Raw genomic sequence first — 20221 nt, 5'->3', positions numbered from 1 at the left:
CAGGGCTTTTACGGTTTTTATTGCCTTAAAATACCCTTTTATAAATGCGAATGTAAGGTTTCATACGGAATTTTGCTACTCATAGCTATATTAGCAGGATGAATATAGGTATTATTGGCTTGGGTGATATGGGGCGGTTATACGCCAAAGCTTTTGCAGAAGCTGGCTACAAAGTGTGTGGCTGCGACCTGCCTGAAAACCGCGACTGGTTGGAAGACGAGCTTGCACCATATGATATTAAGGTGATGGATAGCGGCAAAGATGTGTCGCGCATTAGCGATTTAATCATCTATTCAGTTGAAGCCGACCGCATGGCACAAGTTGTTGGCGAATTTGGTTCATCAACCAAGTATGGCGCTATAGTAGCCGGCCAAACGTCAGTTAAAACCCCCGAGATAAACACATTCGAAAAATACCTGCCTGCCGATGCGCAAATCATCACCTTTCACGGCATGCACGGCCCGGGCTTTAAACCGAAAGGTCAGAAGCTGATATTGATACGCCATCGCGCTGATGACGCCGCATACCAGCGCATGCTGGATTTGTTTACGTCTATCGACTCGGATATTGTTGAACTGAACGATTACCACGAGCACGACAAGATGGTTGCCGACACGCAGGCTGTAACGCACGTAGGATTTGAGAGCATGGGCACAGCATGGAAAGAAGCCGGGTTTTTCCCATGGGAGAATGCGTCGTACGTTGGTGGTATAGATAATGTAAAGATACTGACCACCCTGCGTATATTTAGCTACAAAGCGCACGTGTACGCAGGCCTGGCTATACTGAATCCCTATGCAAGGCAACAAGTTAAGCGCTATGCCACATCCGAGTCGGAGTTGTTTAAGCTGATGATAAAGGAGGAAGAGGAAGCGTTCCGCGCCAGGCTTTACCGTGCCCGCGATTTTGTTTTCCACGAAAGCCGCAAGCCAATTATGCTGAATGACTCGGTGATGAAAGAGTTTTCATTGTCAGACAATGCACATCTTCGCAAACCCAACTCGCACCTGAGTATATTGAGTATGGTTGATGCCTGGTACCACCTGGGTGTAAACCCTTATGATAACCTTATTTGTCAAACACCGCCTTTCCGTTTACGCCTGGGTATCGCCGAATACTTATTTAAAAATGAAGAACTGCTGGAAGAATCGATAGAAACAGCGCTGTATGATAAAACCATCCGAGGCGACGATTTGGAGTTCCACTCAGCTGTGCGCGAATGGTCGTCGATAATTGGTTACGGCGATATGCAGGGCTACAAAAAGCATTTTAACGATGTACAGGCCTTTTTTGATGGCAGGCTGGAAGAAGGGAATAAGCAAAGCGCGGAGTTGATAAGAAGGTTGATGAGCGAGTAAACCGCTGATTTGATTGATTGCGTTGATTTCGCTGATTGGCGATAAAAGATTATTATAAAATATTTATGTATGTTTGTACGTTATAAAGTACATCTGAAAGTACAATTATGAAAGCAATTACAATATCGTCGTTAAGAACAAAGATGAAAGCTTACTTTGACGGAGTAAGCGGTTCGCAGGATGTTATTGTCGTTCCCAGGAATAATAATGACGACGATGCCATAGTAATTATTTCGATTAAGGAATATAATTCGTTAAATGAAACAGCCCATTTACTATCCACTGGTGCAAACAGGAAGAGGCTGGAAGAGTCTATCGAACAGCTTAATGCCGGAGAAGTGATTCCTTACGCCTTTGATTAAACTCAATACGCGTTAGCATGAACACGGAGTTTACAAAAAATGGCTGGGAGGATTTTGAATACTGGCTTGAGAATGATCCTGAAACCGTTAATAAAATACGGGATCTTATAAAATCCATCAAACAAACACCATTTGCAGGCTTAGGAAAACCAGAACCCCTGAAGCACGGTCTCAAAGGGTTCTGGTCCAGAAGAATTACAGGTGAGCATAGGTTAGTTTACCAAATATCCGGTACAAAAGGCTCGGATCAGAAATGCTCAATTTTGCAGTGCCGGTTTCATTATGGCGATAAATAACACTGCCCAATTAAAAATCAGTTAGCAGCCGCGCTAAACAACGTCCACGGATAAGCTTTCATATTCCTTAAATATTTACCCTGGGTTTTAACATATTCCGGGTGTTTCTTAAGGAATGGCCCGGCCAGGAAATCGGCGCCACCGGGGTGACCCATGTGTGCCCACATTTGCATTTTACCGGCCAGGTTGCTGGTGGTTACTTTCCCTTGTACCGCACCCATCGGGAAAAATGCAGGTTCATTAAATTCCTTACATCCCATTGGGTCTTCTTCTACGTGGCCATCAATAACGCAGCGGTTATAGGCGTCTTTGTTATTTAATGCGTCGTACGTATCGCCTTCGATGGTTTTGCCGGTGGTGTCGCTAAGCTTGCCTTTATAATCTACATAAACCAGTTTTTCCATGCGCTTCCTGCGTGCATTTGGCGATGTAGTTTTGTCGTTTACGTCAAAAGTGGTTTCCTCTTTAATAAGTTTAGGGTCTATGGCGAAATTGGAACCAATAATGGCCGTGTCTTTCGAGCGCCATACTTTGAAGTTTTTAAGCCCGAGTTCAAGCTTGGCAACCTCGTTGGTTTTGGTATCGCCAATCAGCCAGTCGTTGGCATAGCCGCCGTTGTTGTCGGTTGTCATTATTTTTACAAAATCGTCGATGTTGTTGGCGTACTGGGCGGCTTTGCGGGCACGTACAAATTCGGCTGTTTTGGTGGTATCGTAGCCCTTAAACTGGGTTATGGTAGTTTCGGTTATCAATACACCGCTCTTGCTTACCACAAAATCGTCGCCGCTATGAATAAAGCCGGGGCCGGTATCCATTAAAAATTCGTTGCCCTTTTCGGGTTTTATATCGGCAATTACGTTCCAGCGTTCGCCTACGATGTAGTCGGTCCAGTTATTATGGGCTATTACAATTTTATGGTCTTTTGTAAAGCTGCCGGTAGCAATAAAGGCGCTGCAATTGCCGGGCGCCCGGTTGTCGCCGCTGCCGGGTTTAAGTTTGTTCATTAATAAAGGCACATAATATCCAGGCAGTTCGTAATAAGCATTCAACGCAGTAATATCGAGCGAATCGTACTTAAAGCCTTTAGCCCGCAGGCCCTCGGCAATACCTTTCATTTCATCCTGGTATTCCTTGTCGACCTTCTTCCATAAAAACCTGGCGGAAGCTGCGCGATAAAATTCCCATGTTTTGCCGCTGCTGCTTGGCAGGTAATATTGCATTACCTTAATCATGGTATCAATTTCTTTAGATGCCAGGAAACCGTGCTGGTAGCCAATGTCGGCCGGTGCGCCTGCCAGGTGCAGGTATATCCAGCCATTTTTGTCTTCGCGACTGGCATTGGCCAGGCGGTTGTTTGTTTTGGGTGCTTCTTTACAACTGAAAAGTACAGTTACTAGTAATAAAGTAATGAGGATTTTTAAAGGGGATTTCATTTTGAGTCAGTTAGTTAGCGATGGCTGAATATAGGAAAACTTGCGAAGCTTTCAAAACTTCGCAAGTTTTTGGTAACGATCATTTCTTGCATTTGAATAAACAAATGGAGAAATGAATGACGAAACAGAAATTAATGACAATAACTTAGATGGCGATGATTTAAGGGACGGGACTTCCTACATAATTAAAAGCGAAGCCAATAAAAGACTTTTGCAGGATGCTGTCGATGAAATGAATAGCGGTGTTCACTTTTCTCATCGATTGATTGAAGAATAATTGAATTGGTTTGGCAATCAAAAGCCTGGGTTCCATTTTTACATTTTGGAACACCTTTGGTAAAGTGTAACTCGCTGATTATAAATGATTCCAATTTTAATAAATGGTCTGATTTGAGTAAGTGGCTAACAACCAACACGACGTAAGCGCATTTTTTTTTGGCAACACCGCCTGTAAGTGCTTAATAATCAAATATTCCATCTTTTTTATCGGCCCGATTTTTGTCTCGCTGAGGTAATTAATTGTTAATTTTTGCTGTGTTTATTAATTCTCCCCGGTATAAATGATAAAAGAACATGGGCAGAAATACGAGGTTGAGCAGCAACACGCCTGCTACTATTTGTGCGCCTGCTGTTGGATAATGAAGTGATTTAAAAATAGCGCCAACAGAGATTAGTAATGCAGCCAAGAACCCTGTTACTACCCGTACATTATACCCCGCTGTATGAGATTTCCAATGTTTTATTGAACTTGAGAACAGGATAATGGCGGTAGCGATTACTAAAAGGAAAGCGATTAGGAATAAGACGGAAGCGCCCGGCCAATGCATGGTTTTGAACATAATAACGGTGGAGATACAGAATACTGTTAAAAAACCGGCGAAATAAATGGTGCGTTTCATGATCGTTTGTTGTTTATGGTTTAAAATAAAATAAAGTTCCTCCTGTATTTCGTGCATACCGTTGGGTGTAATGGCCTGGAATGCAGTTTTATAAGCCGATTCAAAATCAGCGCCGGTTAATAGTATTTCTTCAATAAAGCAGCAATAATGGTCGAGCAAGTCATTTTGAAGAGCCTTATCGGTAACCCCATCAGCTATGATGTGCCCAAGAATTATCATTTCCTCATAGTCACTAAGTTGTCCCATATGGTTTTGATGGCTGTGCGGTAATTAATTGATGTATGGTTTGTAAGAATGCCAGCAATTCATCTACCGATGCTTTAGCCGATATTTTTCCGGAAGGTGTAAGGCTATAGTACTTACGGATCCTTTTACCGATAAATACTTCTTCGGCAACTAACAATTTATCTGCTTCCAGTTTATGAAGCGCGGGGTAAAGCGAGCCTTCTTTAACCAGTATTTTTTCATCCGACATTTCTTTAACCAATTGCACTATCTCGTAACCATACATCCGGCCTTTTTCTTCCAGTAATTTAAGAATAATGGTGCTTAGTGTGCCCTTCAGTAATTCCGTTTGTATCATGGTTGTTTATTGCATCAGTTAACAATGCATCACGAAGCTATGTATTTAAATTTAACATGCAAGTTTTTTATTTTAAGATAAAAAACCCTTTACCGCAAGCCGAAAGGAAAATTGTAGATTTGGTAATCTCCCCAGGCGCGAGTTTATACGATGAGTTGGGCAACCCACTATATAGAAAAACTAAAAAATGGCGAAACGGTCCAGTTTCGGCCAAAGGGCAATTCTATGAAAGGAAAGATCGAATCAGGTCAATTAGTGACGGTTGAACCTATCGGCAAAAGATCGCTTGAAAAAGGGGATATAGTTTTATGTAAGGTAAACGGAACTCAATACCTGCATATAATAAAGGCAATACAGGGTGAGCGGTTCCAGATAGGTAATAATATAGGCCGCATAAATGGATGGGTAACGCTAAATTCTATCCATGGAATATGTACAAGTATCGCAACCTAAGAACCGGAGACGGATGCTTTAGCGTAAATGAGGCCTCTCATACCGAACTCAACTTAAAATTATCGCTGCTTATTCTCATTTAATCAACCAATTCCCTCACAAATCCCCCTCTAAATAAATTATAAAAAAATAACTCACTAACTATTTGATAATTACTGTAAAGTTTCTATCTTTGCCGTCCCTTTCGGGGGGAATAATATGTCTTGAACGAAGCCCTACTGCTTCGATGGACACAAACTAAAAAAGAAAATGTCAGGAATTATTGGTAAAAAGGTAGGAATGACCAGCATTTTCGATGAAGCAGGAAAAAACATTCCCTGCACAGTAATCGAAGCTGGCCCTTGTGTGGTAACACAGATTAGGTCTGTTGAAACCGACGGATATGCAGCTGTACAGCTTGCATATGGCGAGAAAAAAGAAAAACACACTTCAGGTCCTTTAAAAGGTCACTTCCAGAAAGCCGGCACTACACCAAAACGTAAGCTGGTTGAATTTAAAACTTTCACGGACGAAAAAGCATTAGGAGACACTATTTCGGTAGATATCTTCGAGATAGGCGACTTTGTTGATGTGGTTGGTACCTCAAAAGGTAAAGGTTTTCAAGGTGTTGTAAAACGTCATGGTTTTGCGGGTGTGGGTATGCAAACTCACGGTCAGCACAATCGTTTACGTGCACCAGGTTCAATGGGAGCGTCTTCATGGCCTTCACGTGTATTTAAAGGTATGCGTATGGCCGGACAGATGGGAAATGAGCGTGTGAAGATTCAGAACCTACAAGTTGTGAAAATTTTCGCCGAACAAAATCTGCTGGTTGTTAAAGGTTCCATCCCCGGAGCTAAGGGTTCATTCGTAATAGTGGATAAATAAGATGGAAGTTAAAGTAGTAAATGTATCAGGTAAAGAAACAGGTGCCAAGGTGCAACTTCCTGAGTCCGTATTCGGTATCGAACCAAACGATCACGCAATTTATCTTGATGTTAAGCAGTATTTAGCTAACCAGCGTCAGGGTACACACAAATCAAAACAGCGTAACGAAATTGCAGGTTCAACCCGCAAGTTATATAAGCAAAAAGGTACCGGTGGTGCCCGTGCAGGTAGCGTAAAATCTCCATTGTTTAATGGTGGTGGCCGTGTATTCGGTCCGCAGCCGCGCGATTACAGCTTTAAGTTAAACAAGAAGCTTAAATCACTGGCCCGCAACTCTGCTTTATCATACAAAGCAAAAGACAGCAACATAGTAGTTGTAGAAGACTTTACTTTTGACGCAATCAAAACTAAAAGCTACATACAGCTTCAGTCAGATCTTAATGTTAGTGATGTAAAAACACTTTTAGTATTAGGCGCTGCAAATGACAATGTTTATTTATCAAGCAGGAACCTGAAAAAAACTAAGGTTATTGTGGCAAACCAGTTAAACACTTATGATGTGTTAAACGCAGGCAAGCTAATTTTAACTACAGGTGCCCTTAAAACTTTGGAGGAAGCATTAGCTAAGTAATTATGGAAATTTTAAAGAAACCCTTACTTACTGAAAAAGTAACTCAATTAACCGAGAAGCTTAACCGTTATGCTTTCAAAGTTGATCCAAGAGCTAACAAGATTCAGATTAAAGGAGCCATTGAGGCTATGTATGGTGTTAATGTGAAAGCTGTAAACACCATGAAATACGTTGGTAAACTTAAAACCCGCAATACAAAAGCAGGCGCCGTTAGCGGCCGCGCTGCAGCGTATAAAAAAGCGGTTATTACGTTGAAAGACGGAGAAGTAATTGATTTTTATAGCGGTATATAAATAAAGAGATGGCAGTTAAAAGATTTAAACCGGTTACACCCGGTACCCGCTTCCGCATAGACACCAGTACATCGGATATCACAACAAACGTTCCTGAAAAGTCGTTGGTTGTGTCTGCGAACACTCGGTCAGGCGGACGTAACAACAGCGGTAAAATGACCATGCGCTACATGGGCGGTGGCCATAAACAAGCCTACAGGTTAATTGATTTCAAACGCAATAAATTTGATATCCCTGCAAAAGTTGCAACTATCGAGTACGATCCTAACCGTTCGGCACGTATAGCTCTGTTACACTTTGTTGACGGAGAGAAAAGATATATGATAGCGCCGGAAGGTTTAACAGTTGGATTAACTGTTATATCGGGCGAAACAGCGCCACCTGAAATTGGTAACACCTTACCATTAAAAAATATACCGTTAGGCTCAATTATTCACAATATTGAATTGAACCCAGGCCAGGGCGGTACCATAGCACGTAGTGCAGGTACTTACGCACAGCTTTCGGCACGTGACGGCAAATATGCTATCATCAAATTGCCTTCAGGCGAAACCCGTATGATTTTGTCAACTTGTTTGGCAACTATCGGTACCGTTTCAAATGGCGACAAAGCAAACGCTGTGTTAGGTAAAGCCGGCCGCAAACGCTGGTTAGGCCGTCGCCCAAGAGTTCGTGGTGTAGCCATGAACCCGGTAGATCACCCTATGGGTGGTGGCGAGGGCAGGGCCTCAGGTGGTCACCCACGTTCGCGCAAAGGTTTATTAGCTAAAGGCTACAAAACCCGCGACAAAAAGAAAACATCGGATCGTTATATCATTGAAAGAAGGAAGAAATAACAATGGCACGTTCAATTAGAAAAGGACCTTACATCGATCATAACCTTGACAAAAAAGTTATGGTTCTGAATGATTCAAATAAGAAATCGGTTGTAAAAACATGGTCAAGACGCTCCATGATCTCTCCGGATTTCGTTGGTCATACATTTGCAGTACACAACGGTAATAAATTTATCCCTGTGTACGTAACAGAAAACATGGTTGGACACAAGCTGGGAGAGTTTGCACCAACACGTACATTCCGTGGTCACGCAGAAAAGAAAAAATAAGGCATGGAAGCAACAACAAAAATTAAAAGGTCTGTATTAATCAGACAGCAAAAGGAAGCTGCAAAATTGCAGGTTGGTGGTGCATCTGTTGCCAAATTACAGAACTGCCCTACCTCACCGCGTAAAATGCGTTTGGTGGTTGACCTTATCCGTGGTATGAACGTTGAGAAAGCGATATATACCCTAAAATTTTTAAATAAAGAAGCCGCAATACGCGTTGAAAAGCTTTTGTTATCAGCCATCAAAAACTGGGAAGCAAAAAACGAAGGCAAGCGTGTTGAAGACAGCAACTTATATGTAAAAGAGGTTTCAGTAGGCGGTGGTCGTCAGCTAAAAAGGTTACGCCCTGCTCCGCAAGGAAGGGGATACCGTATCCGCAAACGCTCAAACCATGTACACCTGATCGTAGACAGTAAAAACGACAACAATTAATTTGAAATGGGACAGAAAGCACATCCAATAGGTAACAGATTAGGAATCATCAGAGGTTGGGATTCTAATTGGTTCGGTGGCAATCACTATGCCGACAAATTAGTTGAAGACGAAAAGATCCGCAAATATCTATCAGCACGTATCTCAAAAGGTGGTGTATCAAAGGTAGTTATCGAGCGTACTTTAAAACGTATTACTGTAACTATACACACTGCCCGTCCGGGTATTGTTATAGGTAAAGGCGGTCAGGAAGTTGACAAGATAAAAGAAGAGTTAAAGAAATTAACTAAAAAGGAAGTTCAGATCAATATATTTGAGATCAAACGCCCTGAGCTTGATGCACAATTAGTTGCTGAAGGCATAGCAAAACAGCTTGAAGCTCGTATTTCATTCCGTCGTGCAATGAAAACCACTATTGCTTCAACCATGAGAATGGGTGCTGAAGGAATAAAGGTGATGACATCAGGTCGTTTAGGTGGCGCTGAGATGGCACGTACCGAGCAATATAAAGAAGGAAGAATTCCACTACATACTTTCCGTGCAGACATTGATTATGCATTAGCTGAAGCATTAACTACTTATGGTAAAATAGGTGTTAAGGTTTGGATTTGCAAAGGCGAGGTTTACGGCAAACGCGATTTATCGCCAAACATTGGTGGCGCAAGCAGCGCCAGCGGTAAAGGCGGACGCCCTGAAGGCGGCGCGGCAGGCTTCGGCGGCCGTGGCGGCAACGAAAGAGGCGGCGAGCGCGGTGGCGAACGCAGAGGCGACAGGAAACCAGGCGGTGATCGCCGTGGCGGTCCAGGTGGCCCGGGCGGAAATCGTGGCCCAGGCGGTCCGGGCGGTAATCGTCCCGGTGGACAAGGCGGAGGAAGCCGTCCAGGCGGAAATCGCCCGGGTGGTCCAGGAAAGAGATAATAATATTTAGTAGAAAAATATATCGTTACGATATAAAAGCTTAAGAAAATGCTACAGCCAAAAAGAACGAAGTTCAGAAAGATGCAAAAAGGCAAAATGAAAGGTAACGCCAGTCGTGGCGCTGAGCTTTCATTCGGATCTTTCGGTATAAAATCACTCGAGCCTGCCTGGATAACCAGCCGCCAGATCGAAGCTGCACGTATAGCTGTAACACGTTTTATGAAACGTGAAGGCCAGGTGTGGATCAGGATATTTCCTGACAAGCCTGTAACCAAAAAACCAGCAGAGGTACGTATGGGTAAAGGTAAAGGTGCTCCTGAGTACTGGGTAGCGGTAGTACGCCCCGGAAGGATCATTTTTGAAGCAGAAGGTGTGCCTTTGGATGTTGCCAAAGAAGCATTACGCCTGGCAGCACAGAAATTGCCGGTGCAAACAAGATTTATAGTACGTAGAGATTACGTAGAAGCATAAATAAAAATGAACGTTATAAATGTGTTGTAATACGTTTAGTACAACAGGTAACTTTTATAACCTCTTCAACATAACACAAACAGTTAAATAAAATGAAGAACTCAGAAATTTTGGAGTTGTCAACTGAAGAATTGGTTGCCAGGGTCAGTGAGGAACGAGCTACGCTTACCAAACTGAAATTTGCACATGCGGTTTCTGCTATTGAAAACCCTACCCGTATCACAAAGGTACGTAAGGACATCGCCCGCTTAACTACGGAGTTAACAAAGCGCAAATCGGCGGCAGCTTCTGAATAAATTAAGCATCGGGAAAAATGGAAAGAAATTTAAGAAAAACTCGTACCGGCCTGGTAGTAAGCAACAAGATGGAAAAATCTATTGTGGTTGCCGTTGAGCGTAAAGTGAAACACCCTATCTACGGTAAATTCGTTAAGAAGACTACCAAATTTATGGCTCATGATGAAGCCAATACTTGTGGTGTAGGTGATACCGTATTGATTATGGAAACACGCCCGCTTAGCAAGAACAAAAACTGGAGATTAGTTCAAATTTTAGAAAGGGCTAAATAAGATGGTACAACAGGAATCAAGATTAAACGTAGCTGACAACAGCGGTGCTAAAGAAGTTTTAGTAATCCGTGTGTTGGGTGGTACCGGTAAAAGGTACGCATCAATCGGCGATAAGATAGTAGTTACCGTAAAAAGCGCCCTGCCATCAGGCAACGTTAAAAAAGGTACCGTTTCAAAAGCTGTAGTTGTAAGAACTAAGAAAGAGATCCGCCGCAAGGATGGTTCATATATCCGTTTTGACGACAATGCCGCGGTGTTATTAAACAACCAGGACGAGCCAAGAGGAACACGTATTTTTGGCCCGGTAGCAAGGGAATTGCGTGAAAAACAATTTATGAAAATTGTATCATTAGCACCGGAGGTATTGTAATAATGGAAAAGAAACAACACACACAACCAACCAAACTAAAGATCAAAAAAGGTGATCTGGTTAAGGTTATAGCCGGCGATTCAAAAGGATCGCAAGGTAAAATATTAGAAGTAATATTAGAAAAGGGCAGAGCTATTGTTGAAGGTGCTAATTTAGTATCAAAACACACTAAGCCAAATGCAGCAAAACCAAACGGTGGAATTGTTAAGCAGGAAGCTGCTATCGCAATCTCGAACCTGATGCTGGTTGATCCTAAAACAGGAAAAGCAACTCGCGTTGGCCGTAAAAAGAATGATGCAGGTAAATTAGTAAGGTTTGCAAAAATATCAGGAGAGGAAATTAAGTAATGGAATACGTACCAAGATTAAAAACGAAGTATAAGGACGAAATTCGTACTGCACTGAAAGACAAATTTCAGTACAAAAGCGTAATGCAGGTTCCTAAGCTTGAAAAAATCGCCATTAACCAGGGTGTTGGTGGTGCTACTACTGATAAAAAGCTTATTGAAAATACAATTACTGAGTTGACCACTATTACCGGTCAGCAGGCTGTATCTTCAAAATCTAAAAAGGATATCTCGAACTTTAAATTGCGTAAAAACATGCCTATCGGCGTACGTGTTACTTTGCGCGACAATACAATGTACGAGTTTCTTGACCGTTTAATTGCTGTTGCATTGCCACGTATACGTGACTTTAAAGGCATTAACGATAAAGGTTTTGACGGACGCGGAAACTATACTTTAGGTGTAACTGAGCAAATCATTTTTCCTGAAATCAATATCGATAAGATAAACAAGATACAGGGTATGGATATTACCTTTGTAACCTCGGCAACAAATGATGTTGAAGCATTAGAGTTACTGAAACAATTTGGTTTACCATTTAAAAATCAAACTCCAACTAACAATGGCTAAAGAAGGTGTAAAGGCACGTGAAGTTAAACGTGCTAAATTAGTAGCTAAATACGCTGAAAAAAGAGCGGCCCTTAAAGCTGAAGGTAACTTTGCAGCATTAGATGCATTGCCAAAAGGCTCGTCACCGGTTAAATTACATAACCGTTGCAAATTAACAGGCCGTCCGCGCGGATACATGCGTCAGTTTGGTATATCACGTGTTACATTCCGTGATATGGCCCTGGCCGGAAAGATCCCCGGAATAAAGAAAGCAAGCTGGTAAATTGATGTCAGATTTCGGAATTACGATTTCGGAATTTGAATATCAGCAGGAATAGGACAGCGCGAACGGTTAATCCGAAATCGAACATCCGAATTCCGAAATACAATGAATTAACCGATAGAAGGTCGCCCGGGACGTTACCGGAAGGAAACCACTATCATAACACAATAAAATGAATACAGATCCAATCGCAGATTATCTTACACGAGTAAGGAATGCTATTAAAGCCAACCACCGGGTTGTTGAAATTCCTGCATCAAATCTGAAGAAGGAAATCACTAAGGTGCTTTTCGACAAAGGTTACATTGCTAATTTTAAGTTTGAAGACAATGGTCCTCAAGGTACCATCAAGGTGGCTTTGAAATACCACCCGATAACTAAAATTTCTGCTATCCGCAGCATTGCACGCATCAGTAAACCAGGTTTGAGGAAATACGCAGGCATGGATAATATGCCAAGAGTATTAAATGGTTTAGGTATCGCCATCCTGTCGACTTCTAAAGGTGTAATGACCGATAAGGAAGCACGCGCACAGAATGTTGGCGGTGAGGTTTTATGCTACGTATATTAATAGGAGGAAATTAAGCAATGTCAAGAGTAGGAAAATCACCTATAGCACTACCTCAAGGGGTTACAATTTCGGTATCGGCAGATAATGTTGTTACTGTAAAAGGCCCAAAAGGGGAGTTGCAACAGGCTGTTGACAGTGATATCACTGTTGAACAGGAAGAAGGAAACCTGGTTGTAAAACGCCCTTCTGATCAAAAACGCCATAAAGCATTACATGGTTTATACCGTGCGCTTATAAACAACATGGTTGTTGGTGTAACCACCGGTTACAAAATTGAGCAGGAATTAGTGGGTGTGGGTTACCGCGCAACCAATACAGGTAACACATTAGATTTAGTGTTGGGATACTCTCACCACTACGTTTTTGAATTACCAAAAGAGATTAAAGTTTCAACAACTGCTGATAAGGGTAAAAACCCAACTATCATTTTAGAGTCAATTGATAAACAACTTATAGGCCAGGTAGCAGCTAAAATACGCTCGTTACGTGCACCGGAACCATACAAGGGTAAAGGTATCAAGTTTGTTGGCGAAGTATTGAGAAGAAAAGCAGGTAAATCAGCATCTAAAAAATAATCGTCATGGCAGCTAGAGCAAAATTATCAAGAAGAGACAGAATTAAGATGGGGATCAGGAAGCGCCTTTCAGGTTCTTCAACACGCCCTCGTTTGTCAGTATACAGGAGCAATAAAGGTATTTATGCACAGATCATTGATGATGTAAGCGGCAAGACATTAGTGTCGGCCTCATCGTTATCAAAAGATTTTACTGCAGCAGAAGGTACTAAAATTGATCAGTCGGTTGCCGTTGGCAAGTTGGTTGCTTCAAAAGCTATTGCAGCTGGTATAGTAGATGTGGTTTTCGACAGGAACGGTTATTTGTACCATGGTCGTGTTAAATCACTGGCTGAAGGTGCACGTGAGGGTGGTTTAAACTTTTAATCGAAAAGAGAAATGTCAACAATCAACATAAAAAGAGTAAAAACAAGCGAGATCGAATTAAAAGACCGCTTGGTGAGCATACAGCGTGTAGCCAAAGTAACTAAAGGCGGCCGTACTTTCAGCTTCAGTGCCATTGTGGTAGTGGGCGATGAGAATGGTGTTGTAGGTTATGGTTTAGGTAAAGCTAAAGAGGTTACTGAAGCTATTGCAAAAGGTATTGATGATGCTAAAAAGAACCTGGTAAAAGTTCCAATTATCAACAGCACTATACCTCACGAGCAAATTGGTAAATTTAGCGGTGGTTTTGTTTTCATAAAACCAGCAGCAAACGGTACCGGTGTAATTGCAGGTGGTGCAATGCGTGCAGTATTGGAAAGTGCCGGTATACACAACGTATTGGCAAAATCAAAAGGTTCATCAAACCCGCACAACGTGGTTAAGGCAACTGTATCGGCATTATCACAATTACGTGATGCTTATACTGTAGCCCAGCAACGCGGCGTTAGTTTAGGTAAAGTATTTAACGGATAATCTGTCATGGCAAAAATCAAAATAACCCAGATTAAAAGCGTGATCGATAGAAGTGAGCGCCAAAAACGTACGGTTGAGGCCCTGGGCTTAAGAAAGATCAACCACAGTGTAGAAGTTGAAGCTACTGCAGCTATCATCGGTATGGTTAAAAAAGTTAATCACCTGGTAGCGGTAGAAAATATTTAATATCATGAATTTAAGTAATCTGAAACCTGCAGAAGGTTCTACTAAAAATAGAAAAAGAATTGGCCGTGGTACAGGCTCTGGCCGTGGCGGAACATCAACCCGTGGCCATAAAGGCGCCGGTTCACGTTCAGGTACCAGCACAAAAGTTGGTTTTGAAGGTGGCCAGATGCCATTACAGCGTCGTGTGCCTAAGGTAGGATTTAAAAATCCTAACCGTACTGAGTACACAGGTGTAAACCTTGACGTGTTACAGGCATTAACTGAGAAATATTCGTTATCATCAGTTGATTTTGATACACTGAAAGAACACGGACTGGCATCACGCAACGACCTTGTTAAAATATTAGGCCGTGGCGAATTAAAAGCCAAATTAGAAGTTAAAGCCCATGCATTTACTGCTACAGCACAAAAAGCTATTGAAGCAGCAGGTGGTACCATAGTTAAGCTATAATTTTTCGATGAAGAAATTTTTCACCACATTATCCAATATTTGGAAAATCGATGATTTAAGAGTGCGTATTACTAACACACTCTTATTTCTTTTGATATACCGCGTAGGGTCATACGTGGTCCTGCCAGGCGTTAGTGCTGCTTCGCTGAACCATGATCAAAACAAAGAAGGCATAGCCGGGCTGCTCAACATGTTTGCCGGGGGCTCGTTTTCACGTGCGTCAATTTTTGCGTTAGGTGTAATGCCTTATATTTCGGCTTCCATTGTGGTGCAGTTATTGGGTATAGCGGTGCCTTATTTTGCCAAACTTCAAAAAGAAGGCGAAAGTGGTCGTAATAAAATTAATCAGTGGACACGCTATCTTACGATCGGTATTACTGCATTGCAGGCTATCGGTTACTTAAGGTCGCAGATATCTCCTGAGCAAATGGAGCTGGCAAACCCCTATTTCACTATTTTGAATATGTGCGTGTTAACTTCCGGTACTATGTTTGTGATGTGGCTTGGTGAGAAAATTACCGATAAAGGTATTGGCAATGGCATATCACTGATCATCATGGTAGGTATTATATCAGCTTTGCCGGGTGCATTTTTAACAGAGTTCCAGTCGCGCACTACCAGTGTTGCAGGTGGTTTGGTGGTGTTTATAGTTGAAATTGTAGCGCTAATTGCTGTGGTAATGTTTACTGTACTTATTGTGCAGGGTACCCGTAAAATTGCTGTTCAATATGCAAAACGTATTGTAGGTAACAAGCAATATGGTGGTGTTCGCCAGTACATACCGTTAAAAGTAAATGCTGCGGGTGTAATGCCTATTATATTTGCGCAGGCGTTAATGTTTATTCCTGCGACCGTTCAGCAATTTTTCCCGAATGCGGCACAAAATAAAGTGTTAATGGCATTGTCTGACTATACCTCGTGGGGACATAATGTGCTGTTTGCAATACTAATTATCCTGTTTACGTATTTCTATACTGCTATTACTGTTAATCCGAACCAAATGGCTGAGGATATGAAAAAGAACGGCGGTTTTATTCCCGGTATTAAACCAGGCAGAGATACAGGTAGCTTTATTGATGGTGTAATATCAAGAATTACTTTACCCGGCTCAATAGCCCTGGCTATCATAGCTGTCATTCCTCCTTTGGCCAGCATGGTAGGTATAACCAGTTCGTTTTCGCGTTTCTTCGGCGGTACTTCACTAATCATATTAGTGGGTGTTGTATTGGATACGTTGCAGCAAATTGAAAGCCACCTGTTAATGCGTCACTATGATGGCTTAATGAAAACAGGAAGAATTAAAGGGCGCACCGCTATCCCATCAGGCGATACCGGCCAGCCTGTTATCTAAATTAACAATGTCAAAGATCCATTATAAGTCTGTCGAGGAGATAGAGCTCATAAGAGAAAGTTCTTTACTTGTTTCCAAAACACTTGGGGAGATTGCGAAAGTTATTCGCCCCGGTATCAAAACTATCGAATTAAATAAGCTTGCAGAAACATTCATCCGTGACAACGGGGGTGTTCCTGCATTCTTAAACTATCACGGTTTTCCGTATTCACTATGCATTTCGCCTAATGACCAGGTGGTACACGGTTTCCCAAGCCAAAAAGAACTGGTTGAGGGTGACATGGTATCGGTTGATTGCGGCGTGGTGTTAAATAAATACATCGGCGATTCAGCATTTACATTTGCGATTGGCGAAGTTAGTGATACTGTAAAACAACTAATGCGCGTCACCCGCGAGTGCCTTGACCTTGGGGTTGAGAAAGCTGTTGCAGGTTTACGCATTGGCGACATAGGGTACGCAGTTCAGGAACATGCTGAAAAGCATGGTTATGGCGTAGTGAAGGAACTTGTAGGACATGGAGTGGGATTAGAGTTGCACGAAAAGCCCGAGGTACCTAACTACGGTAAACGTGGGTCGGGGGTAAAACTGGAAGAAGGAATGGTGATTGCAATTGAGCCTATGATTAACGCTGGCAAAGCCCGAGTTAAGTTTTGGGACGATGGGTGGACAGTATCAACCATTGATGGCAAGCCGTCGGCTCATTATGAGCATACAGTGGCCATCAGGAAGGGACAACCGGATATTCTTTCAACGTTTTCGTACGTAGATAATGTTTTAAAAGAAATTAATAATAATTAAAATATTTTTATTAATTTTGCATCCCGGTTTTAAGGCGGATAATTAAGTAATAATCAGTAAAATATGGCTAAACAATCATCGATTGAACAGGACGGAACAATTCGGGAAGCATTATCAAATGCTATGTTCAGGGTTGAACTGGAAAATGGTCATGAGATTATTGCGCATATTTCCGGAAAAATGCGGATGCACTACATCAAAATTTTACCTGGCGACAGGGTTAAACTGGAGATGAGTCCGTATGATTTAACAAAGGGTAGAATAACCTATAGATATAAATAATAACAGAGATGAAAGTTAGAGCATCCATTAAAAAACGCAGTGTTGATTGCAAAATCATACGCCGCAACGGGAAACTTTACGTTATAAACAAAAAGAACCCGAAGTTTAAGCAGCGTCAGGGATAATCCCGCAAGGGATAATTAAAGAAATTGTGATAGTCCGTACAACGGTGGCCCGCCGTTCGGTTATTACTTAAAAACACAAACAAAAAATATGGCAAGGATTTCAGGTATTGATTTACCAAAGAATAAAAGAGGCGAGATTGGCCTAACCTACATTTACGGCATTGGCCGCTCAACAGCTCAAAGAATTTTGACTGAAGCTGGTATTGATTTTGATACCAAAGTACAAGAATGGAATGATGAGCAATTAGCTACTATACGTGGTATAATTAATGATCAGATAAAAGTTGAAGGCTCTTTGCGTTCAGAAGTTCAGCTTAACATTAAGCGTTTAATGGATATAGGTTGCTACCGTGGTACCCGTCACCGTAAAGGTTTGCCTTTGCGTGGTCAGCGTACTAAAAACAACTCACGTACCCGTAAAGGTAAACGTAAGACAGTTGCTAACAAGAAAAAGGCTACTAAATAGTGATTAATGATTGAAGGGCAGAAATTAGTTTCCGCTCTTTCGTCGTTAGGATTACCTGATTAAATAACTTATCAATGGGTCCGGATTATTCGTTAATCCAGTAATTCATTGGTTCAAACATTAAAGAAAAAATGGCTAAAGCTAAAAAAGTAACCAAAAAGCGTATTGTAATTGTTGAGTCGGTTGGCGAAGCACACATCAACGCTACTTTTAACAACATCATCATCACCCTTACCAACAAATCAGGCCAGGCTATTTCATGGTCGTCTGCAGGTAAAATGGGTTTCAAAGGTTCAAAAAAGAACACCCCGTATGCTGCCGGTCAGGCTGCATCTGATTGCGGTAAAGTTGCTTATGATTTAGGCTTACGCAAGGTTGAAGTATTTGTGAAAGGCCCTGGCGCCGGTCGCGAATCAGCTATCCGTACTTTGCAAACTGCAGGCATCGAGGTAACTACAATAAAAGATATTACACCGCTTCCGCACAACGGTTGCCGCCCTTCAAAAAGGAGAAGAGTTTAATTAACAATTTTTTTAAAGCTAAGATTCGGCAGCTGCGGGCTGCTTGATACTTTAAAAACCACAAAAAATGGCTAGATATACAGGACCAAAATCCAAAATTGCGCGCCGTTTCCGTGAACCAATCTTTGGTCCGGATAAAGCGCTTGACAGAAAAAATTACCCACCGGGCATGCATGGTGCTTCCAAGAGAAGAGGAAAGCAATCAGAGTATTCAACCCAGTTGATGGAGAAACAAAAAGTTAAATACACTTATGGTGTGTTAGAGCGTCAGTTCGAAAACTTGTTTCACCGTGCTTCAGCTAAAGAAGGTATCACAGGCGAAAACCTGCTGAAATTTTTAGAAGCCCGTTTAGATAACGCCGTATACCGTTTAGGTATATCTCCAACCCGTTCAGGTGCACGCCAGTTAGTTGGCCACAAGCACATCACTGTTAACGGTGAGGTTGTAAACATTGCATCATATGCATTAAGAGCAGGTGACGTTATCGCGGTTCGCGAAAAATCAAAATCACTTGAGTCAATTACAAACTCGGTAGCCGGCCGCAGAATTAACAAGTACAGCTGGCTTGAGTGGGATTCTGCCAATTTAACAGGCAAATTCCTTAACTATCCAAACCGCGATGAGATTCCTGAAAACATTAAGGAAAACCTTATCGTCGAGTTGTACTCAAAATAATAACGATACTTATCCGCGTTATGATTGGCATATCCTGTCAATCATTTCGTGGTTTAAATCATTTCAATTAGTAAACAATAAATAAAGGATATAAATGGCAATTTTAGCATTTCAAAAACCAGACAAGGTTATCATGCAGAAATCAACTGATTTTGATGGCACGTTTGAGTTTCGTCCGTTAGAACCAGGTTTCGGTATAACCATTGGTAATGCTCTGCGTCGTATCTTACTTTCTTCGCTTGAAGGTTTTGCGATTACTTCAGTACGTTTTTCGGGAGTAATGCATGAGTTTTCAACCATTAAAGGCGTTGTAGAAGACGTTACCGAAATTATACTTAACCTTAAACAGGTTAGGTTTAAGAAAACCGGTGAATCTGGCGACAGCGAAAAGATATTTGTTATCATTAATGGCCAGGATGCTTTTAATGCAGGTGATATCACCAAGTTTTCAAACAACTTTGCGGTTTTAAATCCTGAGCTTGTTATTTGTAACATGGACTCGTCAGTAACGCTTGAAATTGAGCTTACTGTTAACAAGGGCCGCGGTTATGTTCCAAGTGAAGAAAATAAAAATCCTGACGCTAACGTAGGTGTAATAGCAATCGACTCGATTTACACACCTATCAAAAACGTTAAATATACCATCGAAAACTATCGTGTGGAACAAAAAACAGACTATGAAAAATTAGTTCTGGATATTACTACCGATGGCTCAATCCATCCTGAAGATGCACTTAAAGAGGCGGCTAAGATCCTTATCCAGCACTTTATGCTGTTCAGCGACGAGAACATGATGCTTGAAGCACAGGCTAAAGAAGAAACCAAAGAAGTTGACGAGGAAATTTTACATATGCGTAAAATCCTTAAAACCGAATTGGTTGATCTTGACCTTTCAGTACGCGCATTAAATTGCCTTAAAGCTGCCGATATCCGCAGCCTGGCCGATTTAGTATCATATGACGTTGCTGACATGCTTAAGTTCAGAAACTTTGGTAAAAAATCATTAACTGAAATCCAGGACCTGGTTAAATCAAAAGGCTTATCTTTTGGTATGAACCTGTCGAAATTTAAGTTAGACGAAGAATAATCAGTGAATGGTGATTAG

General features: G+C 41.7%; 36 protein-coding genes. 33 read left to right on the top strand and 3 right to left on the bottom strand.

The annotated features are described in order from the left end of the window. The first annotated feature begins 98 nt into the window (after positions 1-98). From NAF19_RS03685 to NAF19_RS03675, 3 genes are all read left to right on the top strand, one after another. Positions 99-1358, top strand: a complete 1260-nt coding sequence (locus NAF19_RS03685; protein ID WP_252788420.1) for a prephenate dehydrogenase — start codon at positions 99-101, stop codon at positions 1356-1358. Between the two features lie 107 nt (positions 1359-1465). After that, positions 1466-1720: a type II toxin-antitoxin system Phd/YefM family antitoxin gene (locus tag NAF19_RS03680; protein WP_252788419.1), complete on the top strand. Its 255-nt coding sequence runs from the start codon at positions 1466-1468 to the stop codon at positions 1718-1720. A gap of 17 nt (positions 1721-1737) precedes the next feature. After that, entirely contained in the window at positions 1738-2016 is a 279-nt protein-coding gene (locus tag NAF19_RS03675) for a Txe/YoeB family addiction module toxin (protein WP_252788418.1), read from the top strand. Positions 2017-2033: 17 nt separating this feature from the next. Here the strand turns inward: NAF19_RS03675 and NAF19_RS03670 are convergent, their stop codons facing one another. Then, positions 2034-3449 (bottom strand): C45 family autoproteolytic acyltransferase/hydrolase, encoded by a 1416-nt coding sequence (locus NAF19_RS03670; RefSeq protein WP_252788417.1) that lies wholly within the window; start codon positions 3447-3449, stop codon positions 2034-2036. 112 nt (positions 3450-3561) lie between these two features. Between NAF19_RS03670 and NAF19_RS03665 the strand changes: the two genes are divergently transcribed. Further along, on the top strand, positions 3562-3726 hold the full coding sequence (locus NAF19_RS03665) for a hypothetical protein (protein ID WP_252788415.1): 165 nt from the start codon (positions 3562-3564) through the stop codon (positions 3724-3726). A 238-nt stretch (positions 3727-3964) separates the two neighbouring features. Here NAF19_RS03665 and NAF19_RS03660 read toward each other — a convergent pair whose 3' ends face one another. Together NAF19_RS03660 and NAF19_RS03655 are read right to left on the bottom strand one after the other, a co-directional pair. Further along, the gene (locus tag NAF19_RS03660; protein ID WP_252788414.1) at positions 3965-4594 is read right to left on the bottom strand and encodes a hypothetical protein; all 630 of its coding nucleotides are present in this window, start codon (positions 4592-4594) and stop codon (positions 3965-3967) included. Continuing rightward, positions 4581-4931, bottom strand: a complete 351-nt coding sequence (locus NAF19_RS03655; protein WP_252788413.1) for a PadR family transcriptional regulator — start codon at positions 4929-4931, stop codon at positions 4581-4583. The genes NAF19_RS03660 and NAF19_RS03655 overlap by 14 nt, the downstream gene beginning before the upstream one ends. Positions 4932-5081: 150 nt before the next feature. Between NAF19_RS03655 and NAF19_RS03650 the strand changes: the two genes are divergently transcribed. The 29 genes from NAF19_RS03650 to NAF19_RS03510 all read left to right on the top strand — a co-directional run bounded on the left by NAF19_RS03650 (position 5082) and on the right by NAF19_RS03510 (position 20203). Further along, positions 5082-5384, top strand: a complete 303-nt coding sequence (locus NAF19_RS03650) for a S24 family peptidase (RefSeq protein WP_252788411.1) — start codon at positions 5082-5084, stop codon at positions 5382-5384. 249 nt (positions 5385-5633) lie between these two features. Then, positions 5634-6251 (top strand): 50S ribosomal protein L3, encoded by a 618-nt coding sequence (gene rplC, locus NAF19_RS03645; protein ID WP_252788410.1) that lies wholly within the window; start codon positions 5634-5636, stop codon positions 6249-6251. A gap of 1 nt (position 6252) precedes the next feature. Then, positions 6253-6882, top strand: a complete 630-nt coding sequence (rplD, locus tag NAF19_RS03640) for a 50S ribosomal protein L4 (protein WP_252788409.1) — start codon at positions 6253-6255, stop codon at positions 6880-6882. A 2-nt stretch (positions 6883-6884) separates the two neighbouring features. Further along, complete coding sequence (gene rplW, locus NAF19_RS03635; protein ID WP_252788407.1) at positions 6885-7175, top strand: 50S ribosomal protein L23; 291 nt, start codon at positions 6885-6887, stop codon at positions 7173-7175. A gap of 8 nt (positions 7176-7183) precedes the next feature. Then, the gene (gene rplB / locus NAF19_RS03630) at positions 7184-8011 is read left to right on the top strand and encodes a 50S ribosomal protein L2 (RefSeq protein ID WP_252788406.1); all 828 of its coding nucleotides are present in this window, start codon (positions 7184-7186) and stop codon (positions 8009-8011) included. A gap of 2 nt (positions 8012-8013) precedes the next feature. Then, positions 8014-8280 (top strand): 30S ribosomal protein S19, encoded by a 267-nt coding sequence (rpsS, locus tag NAF19_RS03625; protein ID WP_073405792.1) that lies wholly within the window; start codon positions 8014-8016, stop codon positions 8278-8280. 3 nt (positions 8281-8283) lie between these two features. Then, positions 8284-8712: a 50S ribosomal protein L22 gene (rplV, locus tag NAF19_RS03620; protein ID WP_256484195.1), complete on the top strand. Its 429-nt coding sequence runs from the start codon at positions 8284-8286 to the stop codon at positions 8710-8712. Between the two features lie 6 nt (positions 8713-8718). After that, positions 8719-9630: a 30S ribosomal protein S3 gene (gene rpsC, locus NAF19_RS03615; protein WP_252788404.1), complete on the top strand. Its 912-nt coding sequence runs from the start codon at positions 8719-8721 to the stop codon at positions 9628-9630. Positions 9631-9678: 48 nt separating this feature from the next. Continuing rightward, complete coding sequence (gene rplP / locus NAF19_RS03610) at positions 9679-10101, top strand: 50S ribosomal protein L16 (protein ID WP_073405789.1); 423 nt, start codon at positions 9679-9681, stop codon at positions 10099-10101. A gap of 92 nt (positions 10102-10193) precedes the next feature. Next, the gene (gene rpmC / locus NAF19_RS03605) at positions 10194-10397 is read left to right on the top strand and encodes a 50S ribosomal protein L29 (protein WP_252788403.1); all 204 of its coding nucleotides are present in this window, start codon (positions 10194-10196) and stop codon (positions 10395-10397) included. Positions 10398-10414: 17 nt separating this feature from the next. Beyond that, entirely contained in the window at positions 10415-10669 is a 255-nt protein-coding gene (gene rpsQ / locus NAF19_RS03600) for a 30S ribosomal protein S17 (RefSeq protein WP_129876199.1), read from the top strand. 1 nt (position 10670) lies between these two features. Further along, complete coding sequence (rplN, locus tag NAF19_RS03595) at positions 10671-11039, top strand: 50S ribosomal protein L14 (protein ID WP_073405786.1); 369 nt, start codon at positions 10671-10673, stop codon at positions 11037-11039. A 2-nt stretch (positions 11040-11041) separates the two neighbouring features. Further along, positions 11042-11386: a 50S ribosomal protein L24 gene (gene rplX, locus NAF19_RS03590; protein ID WP_252788402.1), complete on the top strand. Its 345-nt coding sequence runs from the start codon at positions 11042-11044 to the stop codon at positions 11384-11386. After that, positions 11386-11955: a 50S ribosomal protein L5 gene (gene rplE, locus NAF19_RS03585; protein ID WP_252788400.1), complete on the top strand. Its 570-nt coding sequence runs from the start codon at positions 11386-11388 to the stop codon at positions 11953-11955. The genes rplX and rplE overlap by 1 nt, the downstream gene beginning before the upstream one ends. After that, on the top strand, positions 11948-12217 hold the full coding sequence (gene rpsN / locus NAF19_RS03580) for a 30S ribosomal protein S14 (RefSeq protein ID WP_252788399.1): 270 nt from the start codon (positions 11948-11950) through the stop codon (positions 12215-12217). Before rplE ends, rpsN begins: the two co-directional genes overlap by 8 nt. A gap of 172 nt (positions 12218-12389) precedes the next feature. After that, positions 12390-12788, top strand: a complete 399-nt coding sequence (rpsH, locus tag NAF19_RS03575) for a 30S ribosomal protein S8 (RefSeq protein WP_252788398.1) — start codon at positions 12390-12392, stop codon at positions 12786-12788. A gap of 17 nt (positions 12789-12805) precedes the next feature. Continuing rightward, on the top strand, positions 12806-13363 hold the full coding sequence (rplF, locus tag NAF19_RS03570) for a 50S ribosomal protein L6 (RefSeq protein ID WP_252788396.1): 558 nt from the start codon (positions 12806-12808) through the stop codon (positions 13361-13363). A gap of 5 nt (positions 13364-13368) precedes the next feature. Continuing rightward, on the top strand, positions 13369-13728 hold the full coding sequence (gene rplR, locus NAF19_RS03565; RefSeq protein ID WP_252788395.1) for a 50S ribosomal protein L18: 360 nt from the start codon (positions 13369-13371) through the stop codon (positions 13726-13728). Between the two features lie 12 nt (positions 13729-13740). Further along, positions 13741-14259 carry a 30S ribosomal protein S5 gene (rpsE, locus tag NAF19_RS03560; protein WP_094572244.1) on the top strand — a complete coding sequence of 173 codons (519 nt, stop codon included), beginning with the start codon at positions 13741-13743 and terminating at the stop codon, positions 14257-14259. A 6-nt stretch (positions 14260-14265) separates the two neighbouring features. Further along, entirely contained in the window at positions 14266-14445 is a 180-nt protein-coding gene (gene rpmD / locus NAF19_RS03555) for a 50S ribosomal protein L30 (protein WP_073405778.1), read from the top strand. A 4-nt stretch (positions 14446-14449) separates the two neighbouring features. Then, positions 14450-14896 (top strand): 50S ribosomal protein L15, encoded by a 447-nt coding sequence (rplO, locus tag NAF19_RS03550; RefSeq protein ID WP_252788393.1) that lies wholly within the window; start codon positions 14450-14452, stop codon positions 14894-14896. A gap of 7 nt (positions 14897-14903) precedes the next feature. Further along, positions 14904-16247, top strand: a complete 1344-nt coding sequence (gene secY, locus NAF19_RS03545) for a preprotein translocase subunit SecY (protein ID WP_252788391.1) — start codon at positions 14904-14906, stop codon at positions 16245-16247. A gap of 7 nt (positions 16248-16254) precedes the next feature. Further along, positions 16255-17046: a type I methionyl aminopeptidase gene (gene map, locus NAF19_RS03540; protein WP_252788390.1), complete on the top strand. Its 792-nt coding sequence runs from the start codon at positions 16255-16257 to the stop codon at positions 17044-17046. A 63-nt stretch (positions 17047-17109) separates the two neighbouring features. Next, positions 17110-17328, top strand: a complete 219-nt coding sequence (infA, locus tag NAF19_RS03535) for a translation initiation factor IF-1 (RefSeq protein ID WP_022833270.1) — start codon at positions 17110-17112, stop codon at positions 17326-17328. An 8-nt stretch (positions 17329-17336) separates the two neighbouring features. Then, positions 17337-17453 (top strand): 50S ribosomal protein L36, encoded by a 117-nt coding sequence (rpmJ, locus tag NAF19_RS03530; protein WP_082855993.1) that lies wholly within the window; start codon positions 17337-17339, stop codon positions 17451-17453. Between the two features lie 88 nt (positions 17454-17541). Beyond that, positions 17542-17919, top strand: coding sequence for a 30S ribosomal protein S13 (gene rpsM / locus NAF19_RS03525; RefSeq protein WP_252788389.1), 378 nt, complete (start codon positions 17542-17544; stop codon positions 17917-17919). A gap of 131 nt (positions 17920-18050) precedes the next feature. Next, positions 18051-18440, top strand: a complete 390-nt coding sequence (gene rpsK, locus NAF19_RS03520) for a 30S ribosomal protein S11 (protein WP_252788388.1) — start codon at positions 18051-18053, stop codon at positions 18438-18440. Positions 18441-18507: 67 nt separating this feature from the next. After that, positions 18508-19116 (top strand): 30S ribosomal protein S4, encoded by a 609-nt coding sequence (gene rpsD, locus NAF19_RS03515; RefSeq protein WP_252788386.1) that lies wholly within the window; start codon positions 18508-18510, stop codon positions 19114-19116. Between the two features lie 94 nt (positions 19117-19210). Then, positions 19211-20203, top strand: a complete 993-nt coding sequence (locus tag NAF19_RS03510; protein WP_252788384.1) for a DNA-directed RNA polymerase subunit alpha — start codon at positions 19211-19213, stop codon at positions 20201-20203. The last annotated feature ends 18 nt before the right edge of the window (positions 20204-20221 follow it).

This window comes from Mucilaginibacter flavidus, assembly GCF_024055575.1.
GTDB classification, from domain to species: domain Bacteria; phylum Bacteroidota; class Bacteroidia; order Sphingobacteriales; family Sphingobacteriaceae; genus Mucilaginibacter; species Mucilaginibacter flavidus.
The sequence above is the reverse complement of the archived record's forward strand: the minus strand, read 5'-3'. Positions and strand labels throughout refer to the sequence as shown.